Origin of the sequence: Bacillus sp. KH172YL63, assembly GCF_011398925.1 — a bacterium.
Lineage (GTDB): Bacteria > Bacillota > Bacilli > Bacillales > Bacillaceae_B > Rossellomorea.
The window spans coordinates 2,184,437-2,196,732 of record NZ_AP022842.1 but is presented as its reverse complement, the minus strand read 5'-3'; the positions used below and the strand labels follow the sequence as shown (position 1 = coordinate 2,196,732).

Genomic DNA, 12,296 nt, shown 5'->3' with positions numbered 1-12,296 from the left:
GCGCCCGTACGGTATACGTACGGGCGCTGCCCATTAGTGCATTAGTATGAACAGCTGTTGAGCATCGTTTGCAGGGCTGTTTTTTCAGAAGATTGGAGTGTGAGCCCCCATTTGTACTTCGTGCTGATCCACCATTTCGAGTAACCGCATGCGGCACCGGCACGGGGCGGCTGCCATGTGGATGGATCCTGGTCTCCTTTGGAACGGTTTGTGCTCGCGCTGACAGCAATCAGCTGCGGGCCGTCCAGGTCATTCGCGAAGTCTTCGCGCTTGTCGGTCGTCCAGCTGCTGGCACCTGAGCGCCATGCTTCTGCAAGCGGGACAACGTGATCGATATCAAGGGCTGACGGATCAGTGAATGTCACGCCATCATAATAGCTGTACCAACTGCCGGACGTAACTGGGCAGCTGCCGCTGTAACTGTCGGCATCACGCTGAAGGACGAGCTGGCGTGTGTCGCATCCGCTGCCCTGGCCGATCCAGTGGGGAAACTTATCCCGTGAGTAGCCGGTCATCGAGCCCTCCGACTGTACAGTGAGCGCGTTCAGCTGGGACTGTGCCGCAGACTTTGACGGCGTGCCGGGCGGAAACGCAAGCGCCGACGGCAGGAATAAAGCGAACGAAAGAAGTAGAGCAACAACCAACAACATGAATTTTTTTAGCATGGGGATGCCTCCTGTATGTATTTTTTTATATCAACATGTCATTCCCGGAGGATTGGCATGTTAACAGCCCTGCTTCTACTAGTCATGATAGTGGATGGAATAACATGCTAACAAGTTAAAATTTTGTAAATAGTCTTTCTTTTGTGAAGTTGAAGCTTAGGTCCCGTATCAATGGAATCAGAGGGATGGGAATTTTCTTGGGGGAGCGGGACATTGCGCCTATGTGGTAAAAAAAGGGGTGTTGATTGGCGTTTTTTGGTAAAATGGAAGAATAGAAGGATGGTGAACCGATGATACAGATCAAACAAGCGGATCCTAGTCACGTGCGAGGAATTATGAGGGTGTGCAGTGGAGGATATTGGGCAACGTATGGGGACATGTATACAGACTCCTATATTGAGAGAGTGATTGAGGAATTCTACAACGAGGAGCGGGTCCTGAAAGAAGTGAAGGAGCGGAACTGGCACTGGGGCGGTTACTTTGTTGCAGTCGAAAACGATGAAGTCGTCGGCGCAGCCGGCGGCGGGATGATCAGTGAAAGCGACGGGGAACTGTTCGTCCTGTACATTGATCCGGCAAGACGGAACGAAGGGATCGGCACCATGCTGCTCGATGCCGTCACCCACCAGCAGAAGCATGATTTCAAAGCAGACAAACAGTGGGTGTCAGTGCAGAAAGGAAATGAAAAAGGCATTCCATTTTATGAAGCAAGAGGGTTTGTGTTTAAAAGGGAAAAGGAAAGCTACCGGGATGAAGGGGAAGGGTATGTGTCGTTGAGGTATGAAAGGGAGCTTGATGTATGGGCTGGGAGGAGTGGCGTTTCAGGTCGTGGTGGACAGGGGTTTTGTTGAAGTTGATAATATATCGGTCAAAGTCGATAATATATCCAGAAACTCGATAATATGTTGTGCAAAGTCGATAATATCCGCTGAAACTCGATAATATCCCGGCCGAAGTCGATAATATATCCCCCATACGGGAGACCCTACCTGCAAAATAGCCATCATACATACAACAAATTAGCATTTTCACCTCACCTACACGCTTAAACAGACCAAACCTCACTATCTAAACAGAGATATTGTTGAGTGTAGTGAGGAATCCACCCCATACCCGATCAAAAACCTAAAAGGGAGAGCTGTTATGAAACCACTACAAGGAAAAGTCGCCCTTGTCACAGGTGCGTCCCGTGGAGCAGGCAGGGGAATTGCCTTCGAACTCGGCAGTGCAGGTGCGACGGTGTACGTCACCGGGCGCAGTGTGAAGGGAAATACAACCGATCATCGCCCGGAAACGATTGAGGAAACGGCCGCTGGTGTGACTTCCAGGGGAGGGAGGGGCATCGCTGTCAGGTGTGATCACACGAATGAATCAGACGTGCGAAACCTTTTCGATCAGATTGAAAGGGAACATGGCCGGCTCGATCTCTTAGTGAATAGTGTATTCGGAGGCTCAGAAAGCTCTCTTCCTGCAGGTGAGGGGAAGCACTTCTGGGAGCGTCCGACAGCCCATTGGGATGCCATGATGGTAGCCGGGCCGCAAGCTTATTTGCTCACAAGCAGGTACGCTGTGCCGCTCATGCAGCATCATGATGGGCTGATTGTGAATATCACATTTTTTATACGAAATCGAATTTCAGGCAACTTATATTATGATCTGGCCATGAATGCGATCAACCGCATGACCGAGGGGATGGCAAAGGAGTTAAGCGCATTCAACGTCTCTGCCGTCGCCCTCTGTCCAGGCTGGATGAGGACTGAGCGGGTGAAGGATGCAGGTTTTGGCCCCGAGGATGGTGCGACCGAAACCACGGCGTATGTCGGTCGTGCAGTGGCGGCGCTGGCAGGAGACACAAATGTCTCAGAAATCACCGGCGAAGTACTGATGGTCGCTGAATTGGCCGAGAAGTATGGTTTTACGGATATAGACGGGAGTAAGCCGTTGCCGTTTGAAGAGTGATATGACAAGGAATGGGCTTGATGATGAACATTATTCAGCGGAATCCGCATGATTTAAAAGTGAAATATGCAGTAGTTTGGCTGCTGTCTCTTTTTACTTTTAAAAGGGTAAAAAGGATTGAAGATAAGAAAGTTGAGGTAAGAGTGGCTTTAGTTGATGAGGAGATGCATAAAAAGGATTTTCATTCACTTTAAGCTGTTTCATTAGACAGCCGATTTGGAGGAAGCAAAATTTGTTGATTACTTTGAGAGATTTCATCAAGAATAAGGCATCAGAAAAATATAGAATATTATACGAAGGCATGGTTGTAAGGGGGTGCCTCGGATGAGAACCTTTATGTATGTCTTTTGTTTATTGGTATGGGGATTGAATTTCATTGCAGTAAAGATACAGGGTACGCCGGTCAGTTTGGAAGTCTCATTAACTTACAGACTGCTTGGGGCAGCATGTCTTTTCGTTCTCTTTGCTTTCCTGACAAGGCCAGAAGGGTTCCCTGTGAAGAAAGACATGTTTACGATCGTAACGTTTGGGATCTGTAATTTTGCTTTAAGTTATTTGTTTCTCTATTATGGGACCATTTGGAGCAATGCTGCATTGGTTACCTTGATTTTCTCTCTGAAGACGGTTCTGACACCGATATCGCTCCGGGTGTTTTTAAAAGAGAAGCTAGAACCGCGTATTTTAGTAGGGGGAATGATTGGATTAATGGGTGTGGGAGTCATGGTTTATCCCATCCTCGTTCATGATTTCTCTTTGAATTATATAAAAGGGATAGGAATTGCACTGCTCGGCACGCTGTTAACCTCTATTGGAGATGCGAGTTCCGCACGTAACGCGAAACATCATATTCATCCAGTCTATTCGAATAGCATTGGTGGAATTGTCGCAGCTTTATTCCTGCTGGTCCTCTCCATAATGCAGGGGGAGACATTTGCATTTCCGACGTCAATTTCCTACGTTAGTGCATTATTGTATCTGACAGTCATCGCGTCTTTTGCCGCCTGGATGTTTTATCTGAATTTGGTGAAACAAATTGGGGCTTCGCTGAGCAGCTATATGGTTGCACTGTTTCCTGCAGTTGGAGGGGTCGCATCTGTACTGATAGGAGAATCGGAGCTTACTATTTTTCTGGTGGGTGGATGCCTATTAGGATGCATGGGGGCTGCCGTGGCATTGAATTTCTTTCATAAAATTGCCGAGCCTTGGCGGAAGAAAAGGGTCATGCAAGGAAATATATAGTATCTTGGTGCTTTTTGACTGAAAAAAAGTGGATGTTCGCGTCGATTTAACGAATTAATTAAGACAACACCCGAAAGGAGACTAACACCCGATGATCTACCGCAGAAAAATGTACCAAATATCCCCAACCATCCTCGAGGATTTCAACCTCCATTTCAATAAAACGCTTCTGCTGACCCAGTTAAAATACGGGTCAAGGCTCGTCGGAAGATGGATGACGGAAGAACGTGACGGGAAAGTGGAAGTGTTTGCGATTTGGGAATACGACAGTTATGAGGCGTACGAGGAAATTGAAGGGAATGTGAGAAGCGATGAAGCGCATATGAAGCGTGTTCATGCATGGTTCGAGAAAATGGGTGGGCGGGAGAACCTGAAAAGCGTATTCAATTCCATCGACCAGGATTTCATACAATCGACTGTAACGAGCCAGGATCCTTCATTAGCAGCACGGTAAAGAAAATGGGAACGCCCAACCAGACGTTCCCTTTTCGACAAATCACTTCTTCCAATCTTTCTCCATGATGACAAACGTATAGTCTCTTCCTCTGATGGTATTCTCAAATTGTCCCCGCTTGCGAAAGCCCTCTTTCTCATAAGTCCGGATCGCCCGCTTATTGAAGTCAGCGACTGCGAGCTCCAAGTGGGTGAACTTCAACATTTCCTTCCCCTGATCGATGATGGATTTGACGAAGGTTGAGCCGTATCCCTTCCCGGTCAACGACGGCTTCATTTGGACACCCATCACAAGGATGGTGTTGCCATCTTCCTCTACATCATAAAATTCACAATTCCCGATCAGATTCCCACGTTCATCCTCGACCGAAAAAGCCCTCACGGCATGTACGCTCTGCTTCAATCCTTGTATTTTCTCTGTTTGACTATCATTATCATAAAAAGCGTACATCCCATCATATTTCCATGTGAGAAATGCTGAGATATCTTCTTCAGTTCGTCTTCTCAATTTCAGTTGCATGCTGAATACCCCTTCTGCATGATTTATTCTCTTCGGTAAATCTTTTATAAAAGGTTGAATGTTTTGCCCATCTGGGTTTAACTAATATTATACATAAAATGGAATTGATAGGATAGTAGTGGAAATTCCAATAGGAAAGAGGGGGTACAAATGAAAAAGATCGTTCTATGCATGATACTGGTCAGTTCATCGGCCGCCCTGTTCGCCTGCGGGGGAGAGTCTGCTCAAACCGGGAGTGAAGAACAGCATGTCGATGAGCCTGAAAAGGAAGTACAGGATAATGAGGAGTCAGTTTCAGAAGAACCTGACTCGGTTGATTTGGAAGATGCATTGGCAAGTGAACAATCAGAAAGCACCGAGGATCCACTTTCTTCCTACTCAGCGGAGAAGATCGGGTATGCCCGAGTGTGGATGGAAGTGACGGGAAACAGGGACGTGGGGGAGCTCCACGTCAGCCGCCATTCAGCAGAAGAACAGATGAATCCTTATGATGACGGCAGCGTGGCATACCCCGAGGACGTCATTGTGCTAAGCGGGAGCATCTCAGCGGACGGCATCGTCACGTACAGCGGAAACGGGGACGGCACGATCAATGTATATCCGATTCCATCCCATTGGCCGAGCCCGGCACAGATCGAAGGATCCATGAAAGACTACACGAAGACAATCATTGAAGAGGCCGAGCTGGTTTCAGTCGGTGCCGGTGAAAATGAAGACATCATTGAATTGATCGGAAAATTGAAGATTGACAGTTAGAGAGGATGTGGCGACGTTGAGCAAAGTGAAAGCAGTACTGTTTGATCTGGACGACACCTTACTGGACAGAAATGCGGCAGTGGACGCCCTGTTTCTCCTGGTGTTGGAACGGTGCTACGGTGACGTGGACGACAATGTGAAGTCAGACATGTTAAGGGCATTCAAATTATATGACAAGAAAAGCTTTGGTCAAGGTGATAAAACTCCTGTGCTGGAATCATTTTTTGCTGACTTTCCAACTGGGAAGAGGCTACCGACTCATGCCATCCAAGACTTTTGGAATGAGCATTTCCCAACATGTTTCTCCATCAAAGAAGAGCTATTCAATCTGCTTCATACAATGAAACAGCAGGTGAAAATCGGCATCGTTACCAATGGAACCAGCTTGAGACAGAATGAGAAAATCACCAACACCCATCTGGACAGGCACTTTGACACCATCATCATTTCTGAAGAAGTCGGTTCATCAAAACCGGACAAAACCATTTTTGAGATTGCACTCGCTAAGCTTGGCGTCCAGCCCGAAGAGGTACTGTTTGTAGGAGATCATTTGATTCTCGATATCTACGGAAGTCAAAGTCTCGATATGATGGGGATCTGGTACAATCCGGGCAAAATAGAGAATCATTCAGACATTCAACCTTATGGAGAGATTGAATCATTGGATCAGTTATTGTTTTATTTAACGTAATTATATTATGTAAACCACAGAAACCTTTTAAAGAAAGGATCTACATATGAATCTACTTAAAAAATGCCTGATCAGGGGCGTCATCCCTCTAATCATCCTCGGCACAGCATCCATCTGGCATGCTTTTCTAGGATCTTCAGCTGAAGCCAACAATACCTTCGTCCTTGCACTCATCACATTTTTCTTAGGGCTGACAAGTGTCCTGTATGAAGTGCAGCAGTGGAAATGGGGGAAGCAGATCCTCATTCACTATCTGGTCATGCTGGTCACAGTTTATCCAACCCTGCTGCTGAGTGGGATGTATGCTGTACATTCATTCAGGGATGCATTGAAGGTTTTTTTTCATTTCAATCAAGTGGAACTGATGTTGTTTATCGTTACGTTTTTATTTTCGGTATGGCGTGAGAAACGGTACATGAGAAAGTATAAAGAATACGGTTCTTGAGAAGGATACAATTCATTTTTACAAAGGAGGGCGGGGAGATGAACAAGTTAGGTGTTACCTCAATCCTTATGGTACTAAGCAGTGTAGTGGTATTTTTTATATTAAGGGGACCAAATGCTAATCTGACATTAGCCATAGGTATTCTCACAACGTTATCGGTCATTGGGATACTATTAGCAATAGCATCAAAACAACTGGTGTCAGGAATTATTGGTGTTTTACTAAATAGTGCGGTTTTGGTTTTTAGCTTTTTCCTGTTGTTAGCTAAGGGAATAGGTGGATAATAGTAAACATTTCAATTTAGTAAACGGATTGAAATGATACTTAATCATTAAAGGACAGATGACTTGAACAAAACAAAATCAGTAATAGAGGAGAATATATGAATATCAGATTGTTAACACCATCAGATGCAAAACAATATTGGAACTTACGACTGGAGGCTTTGAAACAAAATCCAGAAGCATTCGCCACAAGTTATGAAGAAGCTATACAAAGGGAAAATCCCATTGACCGTGTGGCTCAAAATTTATCAATCGAAGGGAACTTCACTTTTGGTGCGTTTAAGGACGAAGAACTGGTTGGCGTTGTCACGCTGCTGCAGGAAACACCGGCCAAACTGAGTCACCGGGCAAATGTAGTGGCCATGTACGTAACTCCTGACACGCGCGGTAATGGTATAGGTGAAAAACTGCTAACAAAGGCAATAGAGCAAGCAAAATCTATCACCGTATTGAAAAAAATCAATTTAACGGTTGTCACAACAAATGAAAGAGCAAAGAAGCTTTACGAAAAATTAGGCTTTAAAGTATTCGGTACGGAAATAAAAGCACTAAAAATCAATGATACTTTTTATGATGAGGATTATATGGTGTTGTTTTTATAAAGAATGACATACATGAATTGGTGAATAAGCGATCTGGCTTACCCGATGGTGTTACTAACAAGAATTTTATCGACTAGTGCAGTAGATTGCATCCCTAATTTCCTGAAAATTGAAACTTCCCACTTGGTAAATCGTATAGTTATGTAACAAGACAGGAGGGACAACCATGGAAGTAAAAGTATCAAAAAAAGAGAGCAGCCTCCAAATCAAATGGCAACTGAGTAAAATCGATATCCCTCTTTCTGAAATTAAGGAAGTGTCGAGCGATGATACATATGGGGGAGAGGAGAAAAATGCGATTAGGATCGGATTTCCGTATGGGCACACTGACCGGATTGTCATCAAAACGGGGGCCGAAACGTATATTCTTTTTACAAGCGATGGGGGAATGAAAGGGAAGATTTTATCCTATATGAATTAACCAGACTAAAGGGGAGTATTCATGAGAGTATCTTTAGATTTGATTAAAACATTCATGGTGATTCTGATTGTTTCTGTCGCCATGACTGCCTGCACCTCTTCAGATGAAAAGGACGAAAATGAAACGACGATCACCACGTTTCTGGAGAAAGAATTCACCGGTCCAGATGAAGAATTGAAATCGGCTCTGAATGAAGAAGGAGCGTTTCCCCCTGCATTAGAGGCGTATGTGGATGAACATTACACGCCACTCGTGCATGATGTTGAGAAGATGATCAATGAAAATCAGATCTTAGTTTTCCTCCGGATGGCTGATGCAAATGGGTATCAATTGAATCCTGGCAGTATGGAAATAAAAAAAGTCGAAGATCATGCATACGAATATGAAGTTGAAGTGGAATACAGTAAGGGTGAAGACCACCATACCGCCAAGGTCCAAGGGCTCATCAATCTCAACGAAGAGGGGAAGATTGTGACCATTAGAAGTAGAGATGATGGGGGATTATTGGAGAAATTGGCGGAGTGATGATTGTGACTGGTATGGGGCCCCTCTATATTACGGGTCTGATCTGGTTCTGACCTGGGGATGTGTGATGCAGGGTTCTTATTTGATAGAGAAAACGGCAGATAACTAGATCATTTAGAGGCTAATTCGGATAGGGGAATTAGCCCTTTTTATATGAAGTGATGATCTTTAGGGAGTTAATACGCTAAACAATTACCACGGCCCTTATGATCAAGAAGAAGTTTTTGCTGTTAAAGTGTCATTAATTTTATCTATAAGTTGTGTTTTTTCGAAAGTTTTTTACATATCTATAAATCTTTTTAATTTATTTCTCGTCTTACATATTGAGGTGATGCAAGGTGTCTGAAGACCAGCAGCTTATACAGGAAATTCTTCGTGGTAGCCAGGCTGCGATGGAGGTTCTAACCCGTAAATACTATAAAGATGTTTTTGCTTTTGTTTATCGGAAAACAGGAAATAAGGATTTGGCTTATGATTTGACTCAGGAAATTTTCATTAAGGTCATTAAGAAAATCGGATCCTATTCTAATACTGGAAAATTTAAAAGTTGGATATTTTCGGTCGCAGTAAATCACTGCCGAGATCACTGGAAAAGTGCAGCACATCAAAGGGCTCAAAAGCAGTCACAGCTTTCGGAATATCTGACAAATGATAAAACAAATGTTTCCTACATATTCGCTCAAAAAGAAGCAAGGGAGAGAGTAAGGATAGCGATAGGTGAGCTACCTGAATATCAGAGGAATGCCATTATTCTAAAGTATTTTCATGAAATGAAGATTCATGAGATTGCCTCGGTGACAGACAGCAATGAAGCTACTGTGAAGTCCAGGCTGAGACAGGGACTTGGCAAACTTGCGAAACTATTAGGAAGAGGTGAGGAATATGGACAACATCAGAAAAAATGATGACACTCAGTTGGAGCTTGAGTTAGAAGAGCTAGAGAAGGAACTCGGGTTCAAATTGGATGATTATGATGTCGAGTATCCAAGTGAGGCGGAAATGATGAGGACGATCGAAATGATTAAACCTTATGTTCCTGAAAAAGAAGACCGGTGGAAGACATATACGGAAAACATCTTGGCCTTCATGAAGTATTCATTTCAAGGAATCTTTTATTTCAGTCCTTTATTCTGGATCGTAAACAGTTTGTTTCTGGCTATTTGCAGCTTTTCTGTATTAATGGCTGATCAAGATCCGTATGTAACGCTGATGCTCCTTGCTCCGTTGCCAACCATGACAGGGTTATTTGAGATCCTTAAAAGCAGATTTACCGGTATGGAAGAACTCGAGCTGTCCTTTAGATTCAGTTTGCAGGAACTCATCCTATCCAAGATGCTGATCATCGGCGTGTTCAATGTTGGAATCAATCTGGTGGCAATGGTGATCCTATCTATTTTTGCCGGAGATGTTTGGGCAGGGAAGATGCTGCTTTATTGGATGACCCCTTTTACGGTCATAACCGGAATTTCCTTCTTGTTTGTCAATCGAGCGAGACATATGCATGCTGTCACGGCCACACTGGTAGTTTGGCTGGGAATCGGAGTGTTTTTAAGCAATGAAGAAGTGATTGATAAGGTGGAATCAATTTCTGCTGCTGTCTATGTGCTGGTGATTATAGCAGCCTTTGGTCTCGTCACGTTACAAGCTGCTCGGTTTTATAAAAGGAGTGCAGATTATGAACTTAACCATTGAAGGCGTATCGAAAGTTTTCAAAGATAAATATGCAGAAAAAAAGGCGCTGGATGACCTCAACCTGGAATTCAGTACCGGCGTATATGGGATCCTTGGTGCCAATGGATCCGGTAAGACGACGCTCATGAGGATTATTGCCAGCGTGATGAAGCCAACAGAGGGGACCATTTATTTAAACGGCAGGAATATAGCCCACATGAATGATGAGTATCGTGCCTTGATTGGATATCTTCCACAACACGTAGGATTATATAAGAATTTCTCGGCGGAAAAGTTGTTACATTATATTGCTGCTTTGAAAGGACTCTCAAAAATCGAGGCTAATGATAAGGTGGATGAAACACTTGAATTAGTCGGGCTTTCCAAGGAGCGGAAAAAGAAAGTGGGTAAATTCTCCGGCGGTATGAAGAAGAGGATTGGTATTGCCCAAGCTTTATTGAATGATCCGAAAATCCTGATTGTGGATGAACCAACAGCAGGTCTTGATCCAAAAGAACGTATCCGGTTCCGAAATCTGTTATCGAAAATATCAGCAAACCGGATCGTTCTTCTATCCACTCATATTGTATCGGACATTGAATTCATCGCAAAAGAAGTTCTGATACTGAAAGAAGGGAAGCTCATCAAAAAAGAATCTCCACTTCATCTCTTGGAGGGAATCTCACATAAAGTATGGTCACTGACTGCAGCAGAAGAAGAATTGGAGGATTTACAAGCTGGGAATAGGGTTGGGAATATCTCGAGAATACAGGACGGTTATCAGCTGCGGATCATTAACGAGGGGAAACCTCATTCCAATGCAGTCAGAGTAGAACCAAACTTGGAGGATTTGTATTTGTACTATTTTGATGAAGAGAAGGTGAGGCAATGAGGTTGTTAAAGTTCGAACTCTATAAGATTTACAGTCAAAAAATGATTTATATGACCTTTTTGGTTCTTACCCTTCTGTCGTCAATGTATATATTAAACTTCGAGAAAATAGATAATCAGACGAAGCAATTTTATAAGTCATGGGAAGGAACACTAACATCAGAGAAAATCCAGCAGGCTGAAGCCTCTTATAAGCAACTAACGACTGAAGCAGAAGAAAAGGTAGAAGAAATGAGAGCCAATGGGACAGAAGGGAGTTTCATTTCTGAGAATGAACAAATCCAGTCGGGCATCTATGAAAATATCGCGTTTATTCAGAGTGCAGAAGAAGACTTCAATCAAAAGCTTCAGGAACTGGAGGGTTCAACCAGGTATAATGCCGGTCTTGAAAAGAGAATGTTAGAAAGCGTGGACCTATCCTATTTTTCCTTTAACAAAGGGCCAACAGAAATCATTGACTATACGGGGACGCTCGCGTTTATCATTACCGGAGCGATGCTATTAATCGGACTTTCTTCAATCTATACCCGAGAGTACAGCTCAGGTGTCGACAATTACATACTGAGTTCAAGAAAGGGAAGAAAGGATCTAACATGGGCGAAGCTGGGGGCAGCTTTGATCTATGCTCTAACGGTGGTCGTCTCATGGGAAGTTGTCAATGTGATAACCAAACTATATATTTTCGGGAATTTGGGTTGGGAGACACCTCTGCAATTTGTTTTTAAGTACGAACATTCTCCTTATGGATTGAATATGCTGGAATTCCATTTGCTTCAACTGGGCATACATCTTCTTGCAGCCATTGGATTTGCGGTCCTGATTCTTTTCATTTCATCAATCAGTAGGAATTCGCTGATTTCGTTTTTCTTATCCGGCGCTTTATTTTCACTGCCATTTATGGCAGTGGAAATGGTGCCAATGAAAGCATGGGTCTCCGATATGGTGAAATTTTCTTATCTATACATCATGAAGGTGGAGTTCCTGTTCGTCCAATTCAAAACCATCAACATATTCGGGTATCCACTCTTATATCCTTTTGCAGCAATTCTTTGGATGGGCGTACTTTCGGTCGTCCTGGGCGCCATTACATTTAAAGTGTTGAAAAATAAAGAGGTAAGCATATAGATATATGGAGACGGAGGGACAGGTAAGGTGAACTGTCCCTTTTTTTAAA

18 protein-coding genes are annotated in these 12,296 nt (G+C 43.7%); 16 read left to right on the top strand and 2 right to left on the bottom strand.

Features of this window, described 5'->3' with window-relative positions:
- Positions 1-41 precede the first annotated feature (41 nt).
- Positions 42-665 (bottom strand): HNH endonuclease family protein, encoded by a 624-nt coding sequence (locus KH172YL63_RS11085; protein WP_173106156.1) that lies wholly within the window; start codon positions 663-665, stop codon positions 42-44.
- Between the two features lie 290 nt (positions 666-955).
- Between KH172YL63_RS11085 and KH172YL63_RS11080 the strand changes: the two genes are divergently transcribed.
- The 5 genes from KH172YL63_RS11080 to KH172YL63_RS11060 all read left to right on the top strand — a co-directional run bounded on the left by KH172YL63_RS11080 (position 956) and on the right by KH172YL63_RS11060 (position 4,317).
- Complete coding sequence (locus KH172YL63_RS11080; RefSeq protein WP_173106155.1) at positions 956-1,516, top strand: GNAT family N-acetyltransferase; 561 nt, start codon at positions 956-958, stop codon at positions 1,514-1,516.
- 292 nt (positions 1,517-1,808) lie between these two features.
- A complete protein-coding gene (locus KH172YL63_RS11075; protein ID WP_173106154.1) occupies positions 1,809-2,624 on the top strand; it encodes an SDR family NAD(P)-dependent oxidoreductase in 816 nt (271 codons plus the stop codon).
- 20 nt (positions 2,625-2,644) lie between these two features.
- Entirely contained in the window at positions 2,645-2,818 is a 174-nt protein-coding gene (locus KH172YL63_RS11070; protein ID WP_173106153.1) for a hypothetical protein, read from the top strand.
- Between the two features lie 130 nt (positions 2,819-2,948).
- A complete protein-coding gene (locus KH172YL63_RS11065) occupies positions 2,949-3,863 on the top strand; it encodes a DMT family transporter (protein WP_173106152.1) in 915 nt (304 codons plus the stop codon).
- A gap of 91 nt (positions 3,864-3,954) precedes the next feature.
- Entirely contained in the window at positions 3,955-4,317 is a 363-nt protein-coding gene (locus tag KH172YL63_RS11060) for an NIPSNAP family protein (RefSeq protein WP_173106151.1), read from the top strand.
- 42 nt (positions 4,318-4,359) lie between these two features.
- Here KH172YL63_RS11060 and KH172YL63_RS11055 read toward each other — a convergent pair whose 3' ends face one another.
- Positions 4,360-4,836, bottom strand: coding sequence for a GNAT family N-acetyltransferase (locus KH172YL63_RS11055; RefSeq protein ID WP_173106150.1), 477 nt, complete (start codon positions 4,834-4,836; stop codon positions 4,360-4,362).
- A 150-nt stretch (positions 4,837-4,986) separates the two neighbouring features.
- Between KH172YL63_RS11055 and KH172YL63_RS11050 the strand changes: the two genes are divergently transcribed.
- From KH172YL63_RS11050 to KH172YL63_RS11000, 11 genes are all read left to right on the top strand, one after another.
- Positions 4,987-5,592, top strand: a complete 606-nt coding sequence (locus KH172YL63_RS11050) for a hypothetical protein (RefSeq protein ID WP_173106149.1) — start codon at positions 4,987-4,989, stop codon at positions 5,590-5,592.
- A 16-nt stretch (positions 5,593-5,608) separates the two neighbouring features.
- A complete protein-coding gene (locus KH172YL63_RS11045; protein WP_173106148.1) occupies positions 5,609-6,283 on the top strand; it encodes an HAD family hydrolase in 675 nt (224 codons plus the stop codon).
- A 46-nt stretch (positions 6,284-6,329) separates the two neighbouring features.
- Positions 6,330-6,728 (top strand): DUF3021 family protein, encoded by a 399-nt coding sequence (locus tag KH172YL63_RS11040; protein WP_173106147.1) that lies wholly within the window; start codon positions 6,330-6,332, stop codon positions 6,726-6,728.
- A gap of 38 nt (positions 6,729-6,766) precedes the next feature.
- Positions 6,767-7,012, top strand: coding sequence for a hypothetical protein (locus KH172YL63_RS11035; RefSeq protein WP_173106146.1), 246 nt, complete (start codon positions 6,767-6,769; stop codon positions 7,010-7,012).
- A gap of 98 nt (positions 7,013-7,110) precedes the next feature.
- Positions 7,111-7,614, top strand: a complete 504-nt coding sequence (locus KH172YL63_RS11030) for a GNAT family N-acetyltransferase (protein WP_173106145.1) — start codon at positions 7,111-7,113, stop codon at positions 7,612-7,614.
- Between the two features lie 166 nt (positions 7,615-7,780).
- Positions 7,781-8,035 carry a SunI/YnzG family protein gene (locus KH172YL63_RS11025; RefSeq protein WP_173106144.1) on the top strand — a complete coding sequence of 85 codons (255 nt, stop codon included), beginning with the start codon at positions 7,781-7,783 and terminating at the stop codon, positions 8,033-8,035.
- 21 nt (positions 8,036-8,056) lie between these two features.
- A complete protein-coding gene (locus KH172YL63_RS11020) occupies positions 8,057-8,560 on the top strand; it encodes a hypothetical protein (RefSeq protein WP_173106143.1) in 504 nt (167 codons plus the stop codon).
- 338 nt (positions 8,561-8,898) lie between these two features.
- Positions 8,899-9,465 (top strand): RNA polymerase sigma factor, encoded by a 567-nt coding sequence (locus tag KH172YL63_RS11015; protein ID WP_173106142.1) that lies wholly within the window; start codon positions 8,899-8,901, stop codon positions 9,463-9,465.
- The gene (locus KH172YL63_RS11010; protein WP_173106141.1) at positions 9,443-10,252 is read left to right on the top strand and encodes a hypothetical protein; all 810 of its coding nucleotides are present in this window, start codon (positions 9,443-9,445) and stop codon (positions 10,250-10,252) included. Before KH172YL63_RS11015 ends, KH172YL63_RS11010 begins: the two co-directional genes overlap by 23 nt.
- Positions 10,236-11,123: an ABC transporter ATP-binding protein gene (locus KH172YL63_RS11005; RefSeq protein ID WP_173106140.1), complete on the top strand. Its 888-nt coding sequence runs from the start codon at positions 10,236-10,238 to the stop codon at positions 11,121-11,123. Before KH172YL63_RS11010 ends, KH172YL63_RS11005 begins: the two co-directional genes overlap by 17 nt.
- Positions 11,120-12,247 (top strand): hypothetical protein, encoded by a 1,128-nt coding sequence (locus tag KH172YL63_RS11000; protein ID WP_173106139.1) that lies wholly within the window; start codon positions 11,120-11,122, stop codon positions 12,245-12,247. The genes KH172YL63_RS11005 and KH172YL63_RS11000 overlap by 4 nt, the downstream gene beginning before the upstream one ends.
- The last annotated feature ends 49 nt before the right edge of the window (positions 12,248-12,296 follow it).